The organism is Lamprocystis purpurea DSM 4197, from assembly GCF_000379525.1.
In the GTDB taxonomy this organism is placed as follows: Bacteria; Pseudomonadota; Gammaproteobacteria; order Chromatiales; family Chromatiaceae; genus Thiodictyon; species Thiodictyon purpureum.
Genome location: NZ_KB902498.1, coordinates 119765 through 138665, shown reverse-complemented (window position 1 = coordinate 138665; position 18901 = coordinate 119765). Strand labels below are relative to the sequence as shown.

Sequence of the window (18901 nt, the reverse complement as noted above, 5' to 3'; positions counted from 1 at the left end):
ATAATCCTGTTGGCAATGATCTGACCGGTGTCGCAAAACAACCGGTCAGAGCACCGCGTGCTACTGCGCCGCGGTATCGCCCGCCTTGGCGATCGCCAGGAAATCCGCGGCGACCAGAGCGGCGCCACCGATCAGGCCGCCGTCGATATCCGGCTGGGACAGCAACTCCAGGGCATTGCTGGCCTTCATGCTGCCGCCGTACAGAATGCGCGTCTTCGCCGCAATCGGCGCACTATGGCCGGCCAACCGGTTGCGGATGAAGGCATGGACTTCCTGGGCCTGGGCGGGCGTTGCCGTCTTCCCGGTGCCGATCGCCCACACGGGCTCGTAAGCCACTTCGAGGACGTCGAAGGCGCCGATCCCGCTGATCTGGATGATCGCGTCGATCTGGCCGCCAACCACCTTTTCCATGTCGCCGCGCTCACGCTCTTCCAAGGTCTCGCCCACACACAGGATCGCCGTCAGGCCAGCCGCGTGCGCCGCGGCCAGTTTCTTGGCGACCAGCGCATCGTCCTCGCCGTACATCGCCCGCCGCTCGGAGTGGCCGACGATGACATACTTGCAGCCGAACTCGGCCAGCATGGGGCCGGCGACCTCGCCGGTAAAGGCGCCGCTCGCCTCGGTGCTGAGGTTCTGCGCACCCAGACGAACACTGCTGCCGGCCAGCGCCTGCGCGGCCATCTGCAGGAACGGATAGGGCGGACAAACCGCGACTTCGCTACGCTGGATGGCACCAGCGCCAGCGACGACATCGGCCAAGAGCCGCTCGACGCTGGCCTTGGTCCCGTTCATCTTCCAGTTACCGGCAATCAGTGGCTGGCGCATCATGAATCTCCCAAAAATAGAGCCCGGCAATTTATCCGGATCAGACGTGGAAATCAACCGAAACCTTGCCGTAAACTGCGCGCATGAGCAAGGGCAAGAAAAAAACCGACGGCAGCTCCACCATCGCACTCAATCGGAAGGCGGGGCATGACTATCACATTGAGCAGCGCATCGAGGCCGGCCTGGCGCTCGAAGGCTGGGAGGTCAAGAGCCTGCGCGCGGGGCGTCTGCAAATCAAGGAGGCCTACGTCAAAATCCTCCACGCCGAGGCCTTTTTGATCGGCTCCCACATCTCGCCGCTGCCGACCGCGTCCACCCACATCAGCCCGGATCCGACCCGCACCCGCAAGCTGCTGCTCAAGCGCTCCGAACTCAACCGCCTGATCGGTCAGACCGAGCGCGCCGGCTACACCCTGGTGCCGACCGCCATGTACTGGAAGCGCGGCCGGGCTAAACTGGAGATCGGACTCGCCAAAGGCAAGAAGCTGCACGACAAACGCGCCAGCGAGAAGGACAAGGACTGGCAGCGCGAGAAGGAGCGGCTGTTCAAGTCCGGCTGAGGCCGGCCGGAGATGAGCATAAACCGAGCGGGACCTCGGTGAAACCCCTTCCGAACAGTCCAGGGCGCGTTAAAGTCACGCCAGCAGTTCCTAATTTGGATAGCCGCCGCCAAAAAGCGTGTCGGCAGCGAGGCCGATGGTGGATGCGCTGCGCTTATCCACCCTACGAAACCTGCTCCGTTGTAGGGTGGATAAGGCGCGCCGCTCGGTGGCAGGGACTCGGCACGGCGGTCGGGCGCGCCGCATCCACCAGGGGTCGCGCGATGCCGCCCAAATTTAGAACTGCTGCGGACTTGCCGAAGCGCCCCCGAGCCCCTATAGTCTAAAGTAACACTTGGGGGCGACTTGGTTTCGACGTGGGTCGCGAAACTCGAGGTGCATGCCGAGGTGCGGGTACCTCGTAAAACCGTCCGCAAATTCTAGTTGCCAACGACGACAACTACGCTCTCGCTGCTTAATCCCAGCGGGCCTCTGGCCAGTACTTGCCTGTGGGTGCTGGGTTCCAGGGGTAACAACACATAGGATCGCGGCGACGGGAGTCCGGACCTGAGCTGCTAAAACCTAACGGAATCGCCGACCGTGCGTCCTGCCTTTCGGGCGCGGGAAGGTTAAAAATAATAGAAAGGATAAGCATGTAGTATCCAACGGCAGAGGGCTTGCGGACGCGGGTTCGATTCCCGCCGCCTCCACCAAGCACAGAACCCCAACCGGTCTCGGTTGGGGTTTTTTTATGCCCACGTCTTCTTCTTTTGGATCACTCGGCCATGGCTTTAATGAGCGCGTCTCTGGCATCAGAGTAGAATTGGATGTCGATCTTGGTTGCCATATCATCAGACAAATCGACCAACTGGCGCCGGCAAGACACGGGCATCAACAGGGATGTCGCCCCTTTTTCGACAGCGATCTCGGCAATCGAAACCGCGTTGTGCACAGGCTCGATGGAGCCCCCCAGGTTGATCTCGCCGAGGATGATCAGGCCGCCGCGAACGCTCCGCTTCAGCAGTGACGTGCAGAGGGCGACCAGTGCGGCAACGCCGAGTTTCGCACCGGACTTCGCTGCATCGAAGGCCCGCAACTGTACTGTGAATTCGTGGTGCCTGGGGTCCTTGTCTCCGACCATTTGCTGCGATCTGGCGTAGAGATTCTGCTCGGCGAATCCGATGCTCTCGCGGAAGGCCGGAGGGATGGGCTTATTGAGCACCTTCACCCCTGAGCCGGGACCTTCGTTGACCTCGATCCGATACAGTCCGGAGTTTTCCTCTCCGCCCCCGGGGCTGATCGTCCAGACCTGGCCTGGCTCCAGCGGATCGCCTCCGACGCTGTTTTCGCTCTGTAACTCGGGCGTGGAAACGAATTTTTCGACACCATCCTCGCCCAGGATGTAGCTGAAATGGGTATTACGGAACTCCGCCGCACCCACGCGTTTTTGTTGCTCCTTTACCCGGCGGCGCACTTCCATGGCGATGCGCACGGCCCATTCCAGATCCTCGTCCGGCACCGGGTCATCGGCACTCGGATAGAGCAACTTCAAAAGGCCGCTGACCGTCTTGCTCACCGCATTGGTATCCCGACCCGACAGCGCCCCGCCATAATAGACGCGACCCTGCAATTCGCTCACTCGGCTTTGGGTGCGCAGCTGGCCCCAGCATTCGGAGAGGAAATCGCTGACCAGGCCGAAATGGTCCGTCACCAGGTCTTGGTTGATCTTGGGCACATCCCAGCCGGGCAAGAAAGCATGGATGCGATCCATGAAGGCGGTGTCGTTACGCATCTCGGGCGGCATCGGACCGAACAAATGTCCGATACGCTGTTGGTGTTCGACATCGACATCGAAGTTGCCCAGCATGACGATGCTGCCGTCGGCGCGAATGCTCTCCTTGCCCCGGCTGAACTCGCCCGATTCCATGTAGCCCTTCATGATGTTCACGCCATCCTTTTGGTCGAAGGAAATGCCGGACACCTCGTCGAAGCAGACCACGTCGAACTGACAGACCAGCCCCCGCCGCCCCTTGGCGGTGTTCTCAACGAACATCTTTGCGACCGTGGCCTTGCCACCCGAGACCAGATGAGCGTAGGGGGAAACCTGCTGGAATAAGTGGCTCTTACCGGTCCCGCGCGGCCCGAGCTCAACCAGGTTATAATTGCGCTCCACGAACGGCACCATCCGCAGCAGGAGGGCGTTCTTCTGCCGATGGCTCAACCCGCCCGGCTCGATGCCGATGGACCGCAGCAGAAAGCCTTTCCAGTCTTCGGTCGAGAACGCTCGGCGCGCCTTGGCCAGCGTGTCCAGGACATCCCGCTTGGATAGCTGAATTTCCCGCAACGAGGTGATCCCGAAGGGGCGACCCCGACTTTCCTGGGCGATAGCCACATCGAACGTCACCCCCAACTCGGCATAGAAGCCGCCGGTCAACATGCGTTCATGTTGGTTGACCAGTTCGCTGCTGATGCGCACATCCGTCAGGCGCAGACTCGGCAGACTGGCGACGTACTCGCCTTTGTTATCCACGCGCGCCGTGACAAGATCGATGATCTTCACCTCGCCCGTTTCCAGCGCCCTGGCCTTGAACAACTCTTCCTCGCCGGCGCGCACCGTGCGGGACTTCAACTGGCGCTGGACGATCTCGAGCCCTTCGTCGATCTCCTCCTGATCGGTGCTGGCACAATAGCGCCCGAGCATGAACTCCACCACGTAGGTGGGGACCGGAAATTGCCGGCTGAAGGTACGGACCAAGTCTTTCCGGACCAGATATCCGTCCAGTACCGAGGCGGCTGTTTTGTCTATCTGATCCAGTTCAATCATTCATCATCCTCCACCGATCACGATGTTTGCCTCCGCCACCAGCTCGCCCGATGCGCTGAGCAGGACCAGGAACGCCGCGCGACCTTGCAGTTCTTCGTTCTCGACAACCACCGATGCGGTGCCGTTGCCCTTGAGCGGCTTCACGCTCACGACCACGCTGGACGCCGGGTCACCCGCTTGCGTGCGAATGTCCAGACACAGATTGGCGTACTGGCCGTCCACCCCAACCGTGCAGCGCAAGCCCTTCCAGGCAATGTCAGTCACCTCGGCCACCTGCTGGCCGGATGTGCTCCCGCCGCGGGTCACCACCAGATCCAAGACGAGGCATTCCTGAAGGCTCAAGCCGCCATGGTTGTAGTCCACCGATTTGCCGTAGCAACTCACCCCGTCGGCCAGCGCGAACTGCTGATTCGGGTTCCAGAACCAGGGGTACAAACGCTCACTGGTGGAAGCGCCCGACTTGATCGAGGCGCAACGCCCCCATTTGTTGTCGGTGAGGTCGTTCGACATCTGAATTGTGGGTAACCTGCCCGGCATGAGTAGCCAGCCGTGGTCGGTCACCACCCTAACGCTGTTCCAGCCCGCGGCCAACAAGGCGGCGATGCGCTCTGCAATTTCTGCGAGAAGCGGGTCGATGTGCTTGGCCAGCTTCCAGCCGCGCGTATGTCCCTCGCTATCGATGTCGCCAAATTCGCACCACGCGTTGCCCTGGCCGTCACCGTTCTCGGTGCGGTCCAGCACCTTCCAGTGGTTGTCGTTCAGCAGTTTCTTCAGGTGGTAACCGCCCTTGAGCGACTGGCCCGTGGCGGCGACACAAGGTTCAAAGTCATCACAGTCATCGGTGCCGCTGATCTTGGTCCGCACCGGTGACGCGGCCGCCTTGCCGGTTGCGGTGACGCTGGGCAACGCCGTCCAGCCCATGGTTTCCGCCACCTGCCAACCGCGCGCCTCCAGACTGGCCGAGAGTCGGCGAGCCGCATCGAAGCGCAGGCCATCCACAAACAGCACGCATTGCCTGTCGACCTTATAGAAGGCGGGGGCTTCAGCGATCCGTCCGCCAGGGTAGACCGCACCCTCCAGCAGTTCTTGCAGGTAGCGCGCGGACGCTTCCAGCCAGGGCAGATAGATCGCCCGAATGGCTGCCGTCACCGCATCAACGTCGGCCGCCTTGTTAACGCACGCCAGCGCCGAAAGCACCGCATCGTCGGCGCGCCAGCCATGGGTGGCGTACCCCGCCTGCAAGTCCGCAACCGAGCCAGCCGCGAGCGCCGTCCTGGTCACCTCCGCCACCACCGCCAGGTGCCTGGCGGCCTGTACCAGTGGCGAGTCGCCCAACTCCGCCCAGACCATCTCCCGGCGAGGCGCATGGGATTTCTCAAGCTCCAACACCCGCGTCCTGGCGTCATGCGCAGGCAGGTGGTTCAAAGCCAGCAAAGCATACCGGAGCGAGTTCTCCTGCTCCTCGTTCCATTGCGGCCAACCGCTGAGCTTTTCCGCAGGGATGTCGAAGAGGCCCAGATCGGGCGGCTTGCACTGGCGGATTCGACTCGGGATGTTCGGGTAGCGCTTGGGTGATTCGCGGTACCGCTCCCACACCGAATGCCAAGGCCCCTCATGCATGGCCAACTTGGCGGCACCTGCCAGGACGCCATCGGCCTGCGGATTGAACGCCAGTTGTGACTTGCAGACCTCCACAAAGGCCTTCCACTCGTTGGCGCCGCGCGTGGTTTGAAACGCGTCGCCCAAATCCAGCCACTGCAGCAGGTCGCGCACCGGGTCGCCGCCGGTCAGCAGGGTGTTGAAATAGTCCCTGTCCAGCCGCTTGCCCTTCAACAGCTCAAGGTCTTCATCCAGCAGACGGTACAGCGCCAGTTGCATGGCGTTCTTGGCTTCGTTGTCCTGGGCGACATCGAGGCCCAGGCCGCCTTGGTCCGACTTCAGGAAGGCCATGATGGTCCAGTCTTTCGCGTTCGCCTGCGACCAGATCAGGCCCCGGTACTGCAATTCAGCCAGGGGCTTCAGCAGGTCCGGACAGTCTTCGATCGCCCGCAAGTCCTGGCGGCTGACTCCAGGCAAGTAGAACACCGGCACCCGGTCGTCCGCCGGGGTGACCTCCGGCGCCTTGCCGGCGATTACGCAACGCAGCCAAATGGCTGGCCCGACGCGCTTCTCAGGTGCGTAGTCGCCCAGTACCAGCAGTTCGCCCAGCTCACTTTGCAGGCGCGGAATCACCGCCTCCCACTGGCGGTCTTTATCGGGCCACAAGATGCACGCGGGTGCGACCTGGACCTCTGGGTTGAATACGGCTGCACCACGGACGGTTTCCAGTAAATGATCAAGCACCCTCATGCGTCACCTCCCAGTAGCCAGTCTTTCTCCCCCCGACGCGTCGCAGCCATCCGTCCTGTTGCAGTTTCTGGATGTTTCGTTGCACGGATCGCTCGGTAATCCCAATCAACTCAGCCAACTCCGGGATGGTCACAGCGGGCCTTTCACGACAAAGTTGCAGAATCTTTCCCGACGCTTTCCCGACGCTTTCCCGACGCTCCACCACAGGTTCTGACACCGATCCTGGCCGCTCACCGGTCACAACGGCACCTACAGTGGCTTTCCCGACGGTCGTCTTCACGAAATCCTCGGTGGCCTCCACCTGCCAGCTCGCCCCACTCGCCTTGAGGGCCGGCACCACCTTGGCGCGGACCCCCATTCCGCGTGCATCGACATAGCCGTAATCCCGAAGCACCTCCACGACGATGGGATTGCGGGCGGAACGCTGCCCGGCCAGCATCTTTTCGACCGTCATGGCATTGGGCAAGGATCCGGGGCTGGTGATCTCGAGACGATCCGAGTAACCCACAATCTCCACATCACCAAAACGGGTCCAGTCACGATGCGCCAGCGCGTTGATCAACAGCTCCCGCAGCGCCTCGAAGGGATACAACCACTGTTTGTCCCGACGGAAATGTGCGTCGATGGTGTCGGACTCCCGCGTCACGAAGGGTTCCATCGATTCCAGCGCCTTCTCGATCAATCCGGCATCGATCAGACTCCTGCCTGCTTGTCCAACCTGAAATCGGCCGACCAGAGGGGCATCCAAGACCTTGTCCAATTGCGCCTGATAGATCTTGTCCAGCGCATTGAAGAACATCAGGCGCAGCCCGGATTGTTTCAGGACCTGTCGGGGGCGGATACCAAACAGGACCAGACCGGCAATCGTGCAGACAGACGCCCCGGCAGGGCCTTCGGTCATCAACCCCAGTGCCTTCAAACGCGCAATCCATTCATCCCGGGTTTCGGGGACATCCGGATCCTTGAGGATCTCTCTGAGATAATTTTCCAGGCGCGATCGGTCGAGGGCGTCGAAGTGCGTCCGCTGCACCGGCATGATCTCCGCGTGGATGAATCCGCTGGCGGAGCCCAGCATCAACAGTTGTTCCCGGGTTGCCTGGCGAGAAATGGAACCAATGCGGACGTAGGCCGTTTCCCGATCATTGGCGCGGACGACATAGGGTTTCGAGACCTCCTGCCCGATCGTGATGATGGCCACCACTTTGCCGTCATCCAGAAGCACTTCCTCGTAATACGGCAAGATCACCGGATGAACATAGCGAGCCAAAACCGTATCGGCCAACCACTCGCTCAGGTTCTCCCGGGTGATTCCGGCAATGGTCTTGTCGTCGGCCACCCCCAGCAGGATATAGCCACCCTTGAGATTGGCCAGCGCCACGACCTCTTTGGCAAGCTGTTCCGGGCGAACCGTATCCAGCTTGAACTCGACCCCGGAGTTTTCACCGTTGGCAATCAGCTCCAGGAGATCCTGCTTCTTCATGGCACATCCCGTGCGGCGCGCTTCTCGGCCAGCGTCAGATGATGGTCATTGATGCGGTCGCCGGCCTTGCCTCCGTAGTGCAGGCCAAGTTCGTACCAGGGGGCCGAGGGCACATCGCTGCCACGGTCCTTCTCCCACTTGATGTTCGGCTTGTCGCGCAACACGCCGGCGCCGCGCTTGCCTACGTCCGGCACCGTGAGGAAGGGGCGAATGTTCATCCGTACCCCGTCGTTCAGGTCGGGGTGCCAGCCGAGGGGGTGCTGTTCCAGCGGTTTCCAGCGCACGAAAATGTCGTAGGGCGCTTCGCCGGCGAGGATCAGCTCCAGCTTTTTCTTGAGGGCCTCGGCCGCAGCCAGGCGCTCCTGGGCGCCGTCGACATGGCTTGCGATGTCCTGCTTCTGACGGCTGATCCAGTCACCCAGATAGGTGTAGATCAGGGATTCGAGCGCCTTATAGTCCAGCTTGTGGTAATTGATCAGAGTGGAAAAACCATCGCGCAGACCATCCCAAATGTGCCAGATAAAGGGTCGGTTGTGGAATAACTTGCAGTGCTGAATGAAGAACTTGTCACGCAGCCAGGTCTCCAGCGATTTGCCGGCGTGATCAGCCCCCGCCAGCAATTGCGACAGGGTCTCGTTGATCCAGGCCTCGCCATAAGCGGCGGCCAGCAGGTTCAACAGGCGATCGCTGGCGGATGCTTCACGGCCTACCGGCGGAATACAGACGATGCCGTCCTGGTCGGCATGGCGTTCCAGCCCATCCGGGCCGAGCGCCGGGCAATCGGGAAAACTGGAGCCGGTCTGGCGCGGCCACTGGTAGCCGAGCAAGCGCGCCACGGCCACTTGGAGAGTAGCCAGACCGTCCCGGTCTGGATCGTTGTCGGACCCAGAGCGGGACGCTCTGGCTACATTCCCGTCGAACAGCCATTGCGTCGGATCACTGGAAAACGGCTTCGGCAAGCCGTGCGGATATTTCTCCGCCGCCACCGTCTGCCAGTGAGCCAGATCGAAGGGCACTTTCGCGAGGGTGTTTGCTGGGACTTTCAGCGATTGATCGCGTTGTCGAACCACCTTCCCATATTCCTTGGAGGAACAATACGCCCAAATGGCGGGCAAAATCGCGGAGTCGTTAGGCATCAAGACCGTCATATTGTCGTCATAGCGCTCCCCGCTGTAGAGAGTCGCCGGAAGCCTTCCCATCTGTGCGATGACAACCGCCGATTTCCCAACAACATGCACACCACGAAGATGCGTGTTCTTGCGGACTGCTTTGTGTGCCTCATTGAAAGCGTGGAGTTGGCCGAACCCGCCTTCCCATAACAGCGCGCCAGAGCGTCCGCCGTGATCGCACGTGCTGTCGACAGTTCCTTGCCACGGAATCCAAGCAGGGTCGAATCGCGGTATCTCCCAAAACCGTGCGCCGGACCGAGGTAGATCGCCAGTAGCCAGCCCTTGATGGCAAACTACATAATCCGAAAGCAGTTTAAGCTTCCCGGCTTCCTCGAATAGAACGCGTGCGTCCGGGTTTTCAAGTTGTGCCAATTGTGCGAAGTGGGCGATTGGATCTGATCGCAGTGCCAGTTCTTTTCCGGCTACCGAGTCCTGCCCGGTGACATCGACTCCAAGAAACGAACTGCTCTTGCTGGGAAGTGTTTCCGAAAAAGAAACGAGCCCAACATTGACCACCTCACCCGTGATGGTCTCGAAAGCCCCTGCACCGAGTCGCACGACGGCTTCCCACTTTGCTTTGGCAAGTAGCTCCTCGCGAAGATTGCGATGAGAACCGAGGAACAGCCAATTCTGCGGGGTAACAAGTGCGGCAGTTCCACCTTTGCTACAAAATTGGACGGTTCGTAGAACAAACGCCGTGGCTAAGTCAGAACGGCCCGAATAGAAATGCGCCACGAGGAAATCTTTAAGGGAATCGCTTTGCTTTCCACTAACAAGGTAAGGCACATTGGTAGCGACGAGCGTGAACTGTCCGGCGAGAATCTCCGCCGCCTTAGCCACTCCCCGCGCAGTCACAGCCATTTCATACGCGGTGTCGTCCGCGGCCTCCTGCGCCAGCGCCTTTTCCAGCAGCGGCTGGAGTTCATGGAATCCGGCCTCCAGCAAATCGCCCTCGCTGGCGCGCGGATTGATGAGACTGCCCAGCATCGCCGCCTTTTGGAACAACCGGTAAAGCCGTTCCATGCCGTTCCTGAGCTGCTCGTCGTCGCCGGCCATCGCCAGCCAGTCGGCTTCGCGGGTGTTCGGCGCGAGACCGGAGCAGGCCAGGTTCATCGCCGGTAGCTTGCAGTGGCCCACGCGCCGCCAGGCGGCCAGCGCCAGGTTGAAGGCGGCGAGCTGGGTGCAGCGCGGGTCGATCTCCAGGCCGAACAGGTTGTCGCGGATGACGGTCGCCACGGCGGAGGCCTCGTCGAGGTTTTCTTCCGCCAGGCGCAAGGCGACCAGCCGCTCGAACATGGCTACCACGAAATGGCCGCTGCCCATGCAGGGGTCGAGGCATTTGAGTTCCTTCGCCGTCTTCGGCCAGCCGTCGAAGGTGCAGGCGGGTAGCCAGACCGTCCCGGTCTGGTTTTCTTCTTCCGAATCAGAGCGAGACGCTCTGGTTAATTCCTCAGACCGGGACGGTCTGGTTACTTCCCCAGACCGGGACGGTCTGGCTACAGACGGTCTGGCTACGACCGCTCTGGCTACCCAATCGGTCAGCCCGGCCTTGTCGGGATTTTCCCAGACGTAGGCGATTTGAAAGCGGTATTCCTTTTCCGAACGGATGATGTGGTTGTAAGCATCGTGTTGCCAGACATCGCCGCGACGTTGGAGCCGCTTGTTGATCTCATGGGCGGTGAAGGATTTCCACGAGTGGATGATGTTGGAGAGGTCATGACCCGGGAGCGGTTCCACGATCACGTGAACGTGGTTGGGCATGACGCACCACGCGTGGAGGGAGTAGCGCTGACCGTCGAAGTGGCGCAAGGCGCCGGCCACAAGTTCGGCGATCGGCGGATGGTTCATGAGGCAGTCGCCGTGGCCTGTATCGAGGAACTTCTCGATTCGCTCCGAGTAAAGGAACCGGATTCTGTCCTCCTCTTCGGCAGTCAGCTCGCGGTTTGCCCGTTTGGCGTTCTCGGCCAAACGTTCGCGCTCGGCGATCCATTCTTCGCGTTTGGCCTGCGGGACGGAATCCGCGAGCCGGAACGAGACGTGGTAAACGGCCTGATCGCAGGTCCAATGCGGGAGATTTTCGCCGGAGGCGATCACGAGCGAAGAAGGATCGAGACCGGTCGTAGACAGACCGGTCGTAGCCAGACCGTCCCGGTCTGGTTCTTCTGAAAACGCAGATCCAGACCGGGACGGTCTGGCTACACATGGTCTGGCTACAAACCGCAGATAGCTCCACGGACAGCCCGGCAACGCGACGGCCTGACGAAGTTCGTCTTCGCTCTGGGCGTTCTCGGCCAGCGTGGGATTCGCGGCGAGGACTTTGCCGGCGTGCCATGCACCCATCGTGTTGTCCAACAGGAAGTCCACCATGTAATCCTCGGTGAACAGTTGCGTGACGGACGGCAGCTCATCCGCGCCGATCTTCACTCCCGACTTGTTGATTTGGTCTTTGGTATCGGCCTGCCAGAACTGGTAAACCCACCCCAGTGAGTCTGAAGCCAAGAAAATGGCCGGGGGCAAATTAACCAGCAGCGTCTCCAGCTTATGTTGATGTTCCTGAGGCAGGCTTAGCTCGTACACAGGAGAGTCGGGGCGGAAAATTTGCGGCAGCATGCTCGCGGCCAGCGTGCCCGCCAGTTCCCAGCCGCTCTTGGCGCCTTCGTCGGACGCCAGTTCATCGCACTCTGGGAGAGTGACGGCCACGCCGTCGTACATCAGCAGGTTGTTGTCGGCCAGGAAGCGGGCGAACAGCATGCGGTGCCAGTGCTGGTAGGCCACTTCTTGCACCAGGTGGTCGATGGTTTGCGCCTTGCCGCCGTTCAGCGCATCGCCCAGTTGACGCCCGTGGGCGCGCAAGCGACGCCGCAGGGCGCGGCTGAGTTCGTCCAGGTAGGCGGGGGGCGCGGCCTCGCCCACGCCGAGCTGCTCCAAGGCCGCGCGGGCGGCGGCTTCGGCCACGCCGCGGGCGGACTTGACGGTGCGTTCGAGGTGGATGCGGAAGCTCTTCTCTAGGGGTCTCACTGCGCTGTCCTGTTTTTGGTTCGTGCATTGGCCCATCGATGGCGTCTGGGCCAATAATATTTTTTATTGGCCCAAGAATAGCCCGCGGGCCAATTCTTGGGCTATGTTAGTTTTCAACGATGACCCATCTGGTCGCTCGACCCTTGCCGACCAGGGTGACCCGACCGTCCGCGCGCAGGGCTTCGAGCAGGCGCTTGGCCGCGCTGCGGCTCATGCCGGTGTCTTCGATTGCTGATCTCCATGCGATCCCGAAACAGCTTCACCATCACTGGACCCGGCAAGCGATAGTCGGCATGGCAGAAGGCATTCATCAAAATCTTTTGGACATGGGCGCGAATGGCGGCCTCGTCAACGACCAGCAAGACCAAGGCGCGGGTGGTTCGTTCAGCGGGTAGAATCCCCAAGGCTTTTAGGAGTTGTCGGTCCCCCATGCGCAGAAGATCACGCGGGGCGTTCTCTTGCTTGGCCAGAGTGCGCAAGACCTCCATGGCGGTGGGCGAGAGCACTTTCCTGATCTTCGAGTGCATCCGCGATGGTCGCATCGAGCTCGGGCAAGAGCGCGGCAATCTGGCTTGCGGTGCGCATGCGGTCGGCCTAGCGGATGACGACCGGCCCCTGTGCGAGGGCGGCCTTGAGTTGTTGCTTCACCTCATCGAGCCAGGCGTCGATCTCCGCGTCGGTCTTGAGCGTGCGGCGCGGCACCTGAATGAACTGCGCCTGGGGTTCGCAAAGCTCGGCGGCCGCTTGCGCGACCTGCTCGAAGCGGGCGGGCATGGCGGCCACGCGGTCGCTGAACATCGACAGGGCGCAGGTATCCAGGGTGGTCAGGACATCGCTCGTGGATTGCACCGCCACCTTAGGCCGAGCCGCTTCATGCAGGGACTGTGCGGACATGAGCGGGTAACGCTGCTCGGGTTCCAGTTGCTGCCAGTTGGTGTCCGCTTCCAGGCGTGCGAGGCCCTCCGCATGACGGGCGGCATAGGCGTCATCGAGTCTGTTGAGCGCATCGCGCAGCAGTTGGGTCAGGTTGGCGACCAGCGGCGCGATGAGGTCCGGGTCATCGAGAAGCTGGCGCTGCTGCGCGATGGTGTTCACCTGGACCAGGATGACCTCGATGTCCGGGAGCCCGGAGGCGTGGTCCATCAGACGCTTCAGCAGGGTCCAGCTCGGCCAGCGCGTGGCGATGCGCTGGGACGCGTCGGTCCAGTGATCAATACTGGGGCCAAGCGCATCGCGCCGGTTGTAGAGGGCAAGCAGTTGCTCATTGCCGGCGGTCAGCCGGATCTCGTCGATGGACAGGGTGTCCGGTCGCGCCGGTTTCGGTGCTTCACCGCCGGCCTGATCGGCGAGCCCCAGCATGGCCTGCAAGAACTGCGGCACAGAGGCCAGCTCCTCGCCCTGCTTGGCCGAGATCCCGACCTTCTGCAGCAACTTGCGGATCTGGATGCGTTGGGCGGTGGTGACGATGGCGGACTCCACCTTGAACATCACCTTGCCGATGGACTTGCGCTCCAGGTCTTTCGGGTCGATGACTTGGCCCTTTTCATCCTGGGCACGGAGCAGCCCGGCCAACAGCAGCACCTGCAAGCCACCGTCCACCGCGTCGCCCGACCAGCCGTAGGTGGCGCCCTCGAAGTGCTTGCGGATGTCGATGCCCTTCTTGCCGCCGGCAATGCAGGCCAGGATGGCTTTGCAGACCGGGTTCTTAGCGGGCTCGCCGTCGTCGCCCACGCTCTTCAGAGCGTCCGGCGCCCCTTTCTGCGCTTTCTCGTAGACCTTGGCCCAGGCGGCATGGTCGGCGATGTGAAATTGCGGGTAGAGCCGGTGCAGCGCGTTGGCGGCGGCTTCCAGCGTCATCTCCTGCAGGTCGCCTCCCAGGATCTCGTTCCCGCCGCCCTGGAAGACACGGGCGCCGGAGAAGGCTTCTTGCAGCAGTTCGCGGATCTTGCCTTCAGCAGTTTGCTTGATTGTTTCCATCGCGGCACGCGCCTCAGTGCCATCGCCCGGCACGGGGACCCCGCGCTTATCTAATGTTGCACTGGCCGCTTTGAAGTCGATCAGGTAGTGCCGCAGGTCATCGGCCGAGCGCTTGGGGATGAACACGAACACGGTGGGCGACTGATTGCCCGCCTGACGCGCGTCGGCACGCACCGAGTTCTCGTCGATGCTCCAGCCATCACGCACCCAGACGCAGACTTTCTCGCCGGCATCGCCCGGCAACTGCGCATCGAACACCGGGAAGATGTCGCGCGTGACCTTGGACGTGCCTTGGGTGAGCGACAGCTTGCGTACCATCTCGCCGAATTTCTTGCGGATGCGATCGTCGCGCTCCGCATCCACCCGGTGGGATTCGTTGGCCAGGTTGTTGCGCTGACTGAGGAACTCGTCGTTCCAGGCGGCGCTTTCCTCGGTCTGGATGCGGTACTCGTCACCCACCTTCATCAGCAGCTCGCACGTGTCGAGCACACTCGGGAGCTTGCTGCGCAGTGCGCTGGAGCCTTGGGTCAGATCTTCCACCAACAGATCGGCCAGTGTGTCGACCGTGGCGCGAATGCCGATTTCGTTGTTGCTGCCCGCCAGCTTGCTGATCAGGAACACCAGACCACAGGCGCGGCCCATCAGGCGCTGGTCGTCGGCGCCCTTGGCCCAGACCATGGTCTTCTCATGGACTTTGCGCGGCAGGATGCGCGACTGGAGCAGTTTGTCGGCCGCATCGAAATAGAGGTAGTCCGCCGGCACGACGCAGCCGACCGCCGCGTTCAGGTTGGTCTGGATGACCTTGTGGATCATCGAGAGCTGGTTGCGCAATTGGCTGTCGGTGCCGGTCTGGTCCAACACGCGAAGGGTGTTCTCCCAGAAGCGGCGGCGCACGGGCAGGATGGGGTAGTCCTGCGGAAAGAATGGGATGTCGTCGGCGCGGTGTCCGATGGTGGTGCCGGCCAGGTGGCGCGAGATTTCGCCCAGGTTGGTCTGCATCACTTGTTCGACCGGAGCCTTGGCTGCGGGCTTCTTGGCCAGGATGACCTGACGGATCACGGCATCGACGTCGGCGTCGGACAGCTCTACGCGGACAGTGAAGCGGCCTTCGAGCTTCTTGAGGTTGGAGGTGCCGGTGACAGCGGTTTGGCCGGTGCCGATGAACAGCATCTTGGCGCCGATGCTCTTGCAGCAGGCTTCGACCACTTCCTGCACATCGATGGACCGCTGGCTGTCCTCGCCGATGTACTGCTGCACCTCGTCCAGCACCACCAGGGTGAGCGGGAACTTGCCATCGCGGGTCAGCACCTGGCGAATGGCTTTGAGCATGTCTCCGCTGGAGACGTCCTGAACATAGGGGTAAAGGTTGTTCAGAGTCTCGACGCAGGATGCTAGGGACGTGAACAGGTTGGGCTTGGCCTTGACCAGTGCCTCGTGCAACCCCTCGGCCACGTAGAAGTTGTCGAGTTCTTCGTTCCAGTCGAAACCGCTCTGTTCAACGTGGCCCCGCACCGCGTCGTAGATGCCATCATGCTGGAGCCACAGGACAAAGCGTGCCACCGGGTACTGCTCCGGCAGGCCCACGGACTTGAAGAGGATGCCCAACAGGGCCATGCGCACGGACTTGTCGCGCGAACTGGAGCCGAGCGTGCCGGACGCCGCGTGCAGACCGCCGTGGCGCTTCGCCTGAGTGCTGAGTTCCTTGAGCTGGTCGCTCACACCTTGAGGCACGTTCGCGATACCGCGTGCGGTGGCCCCGTCGTCGAATGCGCTATCCACCCAGAGCGCCCGCAGCATCTTGACCAGGTGTGACTTGCCCGAGCCGTAGAAGCCACTCACCCACGCGGCAGGCTGCTCGGCCTGCTCGATATTCTTCAGGTAGACGTGAAGGATGTGCTCCATACCCTTTTCGTACTGGCCATCGCAGACGAAGGTTTCGAGCTCGTACCGCAGCACGGACAGCGCCTGGTTGGTTTTTTCGTCGTTGACGCTGGCCACACCCTCGTTGACCAGCTTGCGGGTCGACGGGTCCTTCTGGTAGATGTCGCGATTGAGCAAGTGCTTCCCCTTCTTCAGAATTCTTTGTCTGCGGTGATCGGCACGGCGAGGTAGTTCCAGCCGTCGTACCCATCCAGCAAGCGGTAGTTGTTATCCTCGTAGCTGCCGGGGAAGAACACCAGCAGGCGACCCTTCACCTTGGGAGCGAGCTTATCCACGACTTCCTTGACCTTCAGGAAGCCGAACAGAGTGCCCGCACCTTGGAGCGCCACGACACAGTTTTCTCCGACGTTCTTGTCCTGCAGGAAGGTCTCGAACGCGGCTTCGATGGTGCCGAGGTACTTGGGCAGCAGCGTGCACAGCAAATTGGGCTTTTGGAAGTAGCTCTTGGCGTACCGCTGGGACGCCAACCAGTTCGGGAAAGAGTCCGTCAGGTCGAACAAGGCCCAGTCATGGCCCGCCGCGCGGGTGGCGATCTCGAACTCGTCGACTTTGGCCCGCAGGCGCAGCTCTTCGGTCTCATGGTAGACGCAGAAGATGACGCGCTGAGCGGCGGCGGCGTCATCACGCCATGGCACCGCCACGTACTTGCTGTAGGACTGGGTCAATCGTTTAATTCTGCTCACGGAGCCACTCCATTTCATGCGCGGTGATCAGGTTCGGAAAAAGCACCTCGACGACCTGGCCGACGCGCTTGAGCGAGATCCAGCCTCGGCGCGAGGCGTCTTCAGCCAGCTCGATCGTCTTTTCGAAGGAGCAGTCCAGCATTCGGGTGTAGTCGCTCTTGAACAGCGACTCGCCCCGCAGACCGCTGACGTAGCCCAGAAGAAGCGCCAGCGACACCGTACCTGGCGTCGCCACGGCGCGGGTCCGCACCTTGCGGACGCGGCCAGCCAGGTGACCCGATTGGGTCCAGGACGCGTTGATGTTCTGCGCGGTGGACTTGAGCGTAGCCTTGCTGAAGCGCCCCGGCTCTTGCGCATCGATGAACGCTTCCACCGCCTCACGGTTGACGGTGGCCCCTTCCTGGAACCCCAGGACAAAGGGGACGGTGGCCCGAAGAATGGGGTCGCGCGAGTAGGCGCACAGTGCTGCCAACAGCGGCTGCCCATCGACATCGCGCTGCCAGAAGAACCGCAGGGCGCGAAACACCAACACGCCGGGTTCGAGCGCGTAGAGACCGGCCAGGTGCCGGAAGCTCAACGCCCGCGTCTTGCCCGAGCGTTTGCCGAGGCAATTGGCGGTCTCTATGGCCTCCAGGTAATCGGTCTTAGCCGCGTCAGCCGTGTCCACATAGGACAGCAAGGCGCGCAGCTCGACGAGCATCATCGTCCGGGCGGTATGGACCCCGCCTCGCTGACAACTGAACCCGAAGCGCTCCAGTTTATTGTTTTGCCTGTTGTCTTCGTTCACTTTCGCGGCAGTCCTGCGGTTCAGTCGGCACCGGCATTGATCCGTTGCTGGTCAGGTGACCGGTAGCCCGGCGCCGGCACGGCATTGCGCACGCCGTAGATCGCAAGATGGTCCCTCAGCCACAACCGGTACTCGCGGCCCCGCAGATCGGCAAGCTCTCAGGTAGACAGTCTGACAGGATCGGTCCGGGTCGAGAATGCTTGGTCCGGTCGTTGCGGAGAATATATGGATCGCCTTAGAATCCGTCTATCGTAACTCTATGTTTTTATATCAATCGCATTTTGATGAGCACTGACTCAACTTGAGGTGAATCAGCATGAATAACCGTCTCCCCCTTGGTCTCATCGTCGGCGCGGCCCTGGCCTGCACGGCGCCGGGCGCGCACGCGGCCAACCCCTTCGACGAGACGCTGAGCCTGCTCGGCATCTCCTTTCAGGTCACCAGCGCCAATGCGGCCCAAGGCAATTCGGTGGAAGTCCAACCGGCGGGCCTTGAGATCGACAACACGAAGCTGGTCTGGCCGGTGACGGGGACTGTCGTGCGCGCCGAGGTGGCCGATATCAATGTCGACGGCTCGCCTGAGGTGTATGTCTATGTTCGGGAACCGGGGGCGGATGCGCGCATGTCGCTGGTGGCGTACAGCGCCAACAAGAAGAAGTCGATGAGCATGATTTTTCTGCCGCCGCTCGGCGAGGTTCCAAACGCCGACCAGGGCTATTGCGGTCATGATGACATGGCCATCGTCGAAAGCGTCTTTGCTTACCGGTTCCCGCTCTGCGGCAAGGACGGCGAGCGGACCGGCAAGATGCGCCAGCTTCAGTACAAACTCACGCCCGGAGAGGCCGGCTGGGCTCTCAAGCTCGACAAGATGTTCGAGTACTGAGCTTCACCCCGTGCCGCGTTCTGCCCGGTCTTGGAGGTGCTGCGCCCGGCAAGGGCTGATGGTGGATGCGCTGCGCTTATCCACCCTACAAAACCGGGTCGGCTGTAGGGTGGATAAGGCGCGCCGCTCGGTGTCCGGGACCCGGCACGGCGGTCGCGCGCGCCGCATCCACCAAGGGCCGCGCGATGCCGCCCGAATTTGGAGTTGCTGCTTGCGCCCGCCGGCACGTTGGTCGAACACCGGCTTCGGTTATACTCCGACCCTTGATGCTGCTTCACGCTTCCAAGAACCGCTGCTGAAACAAGGGCTGCCCTAACCGTCGGGCGGCCACTGGCGTACAGCGCGGTTGGCTGCCGGCTGCCATCCCGCCACCCAATCAACGGGCCTTGGAGTCACCCCCGAGGCCCGTTTCCTTTTATCCGCCAA

12 protein-coding genes and 1 other RNA gene are annotated in these 18901 nt (G+C 61.9%); 4 read left to right on the top strand and 9 right to left on the bottom strand.

Annotation, left to right across the window (positions count from 1 at the left end; translation table 11 throughout):
* Window positions 1-60 precede the first annotated feature (60 nt).
* Window positions 61-825 carry a triose-phosphate isomerase gene (gene tpiA / locus A39O_RS0114885; RefSeq protein ID WP_026199426.1) on the bottom strand — a complete coding sequence of 255 codons (765 nt, stop codon included), beginning with the start codon at window positions 823-825 and terminating at the stop codon, window positions 61-63.
* Window positions 826-908: 83 nt separating this feature from the next.
* On the opposite strand from tpiA, the gene smpB reads away from it, so the two are divergent.
* Both smpB and ssrA read left to right on the top strand, forming a co-directional pair.
* The gene (smpB, locus tag A39O_RS0114880) at window positions 909-1385 is read left to right on the top strand and encodes an SsrA-binding protein SmpB (RefSeq protein WP_020505458.1); all 477 of its coding nucleotides are present in this window, start codon (window positions 909-911) and stop codon (window positions 1383-1385) included.
* Between the two features lie 336 nt (window positions 1386-1721).
* Window positions 1722-2077: a transfer-messenger RNA gene (gene ssrA / locus A39O_RS38515) on the top strand.
* Window positions 2078-2139: 62 nt separating this feature from the next.
* Here ssrA and brxL read toward each other — a convergent pair.
* From brxL to A39O_RS43575, 5 genes are all read right to left on the bottom strand, one after another.
* Window positions 2140-4188, bottom strand: a complete 2049-nt coding sequence (gene brxL / locus A39O_RS0114875; RefSeq protein ID WP_020505457.1) for a BREX system Lon protease-like protein BrxL — start codon at window positions 4186-4188, stop codon at window positions 2140-2142.
* 3 nt (window positions 4189-4191) lie between these two features.
* Window positions 4192-6537, bottom strand: coding sequence for a BREX-1 system phosphatase PglZ type B (pglZ, locus tag A39O_RS0114870; protein WP_020505456.1), 2346 nt, complete (start codon window positions 6535-6537; stop codon window positions 4192-4194).
* Window positions 6524-8017 (bottom strand): RNA-binding domain-containing protein, encoded by a 1494-nt coding sequence (locus A39O_RS0114865; RefSeq protein ID WP_020505455.1) that lies wholly within the window; start codon window positions 8015-8017, stop codon window positions 6524-6526. The genes pglZ and A39O_RS0114865 overlap by 14 nt, the downstream gene beginning before the upstream one ends.
* On the bottom strand, window positions 8014-12240 hold the full coding sequence (locus tag A39O_RS36655; protein ID WP_020505454.1) for an Eco57I restriction-modification methylase domain-containing protein: 4227 nt from the start codon (window positions 12238-12240) through the stop codon (window positions 8014-8016). Before A39O_RS36655 ends, A39O_RS0114865 begins: the two co-directional genes overlap by 4 nt.
* A gap of 70 nt (window positions 12241-12310) precedes the next feature.
* Window positions 12311-12418 (bottom strand): hypothetical protein, encoded by a 108-nt coding sequence (locus A39O_RS43575; protein ID WP_407635640.1) that lies wholly within the window; start codon window positions 12416-12418, stop codon window positions 12311-12313.
* A gap of 4 nt (window positions 12419-12422) precedes the next feature.
* On the opposite strand from A39O_RS43575, the gene A39O_RS41750 reads away from it, so the two are divergent.
* Complete coding sequence (locus A39O_RS41750; RefSeq protein WP_169338449.1) at window positions 12423-12599, top strand: hypothetical protein; 177 nt, start codon at window positions 12423-12425, stop codon at window positions 12597-12599.
* Window positions 12600-12798: 199 nt separating this feature from the next.
* On the opposite strand, the gene brxC is transcribed toward A39O_RS41750, so the two are convergent.
* From brxC to A39O_RS0114840, 3 genes are read right to left on the bottom strand one after another with little or no spacing between them, the layout of a single operon-like run.
* Complete coding sequence (gene brxC / locus A39O_RS0114850; RefSeq protein WP_020505452.1) at window positions 12799-16239, bottom strand: BREX system P-loop protein BrxC; 3441 nt, start codon at window positions 16237-16239, stop codon at window positions 12799-12801.
* A 14-nt stretch (window positions 16240-16253) separates the two neighbouring features.
* Window positions 16254-16805, bottom strand: coding sequence for a BREX protein BrxB domain-containing protein (locus A39O_RS0114845; RefSeq protein WP_026199425.1), 552 nt, complete (start codon window positions 16803-16805; stop codon window positions 16254-16256).
* Window positions 16792-17592, bottom strand: coding sequence for a hypothetical protein (locus A39O_RS0114840; protein ID WP_020505450.1), 801 nt, complete (start codon window positions 17590-17592; stop codon window positions 16792-16794). The genes A39O_RS0114845 and A39O_RS0114840 overlap by 14 nt, the downstream gene beginning before the upstream one ends.
* Before the next feature lie 316 nt (window positions 17593-17908).
* Here A39O_RS0114840 and A39O_RS0114830 point away from each other — a divergent pair, with 316 nt between their 5' ends.
* Window positions 17909-18475 (top strand): hypothetical protein, encoded by a 567-nt coding sequence (locus A39O_RS0114830; protein ID WP_020505448.1) that lies wholly within the window; start codon window positions 17909-17911, stop codon window positions 18473-18475.
* The last annotated feature ends 426 nt before the right edge of the window (window positions 18476-18901 follow it).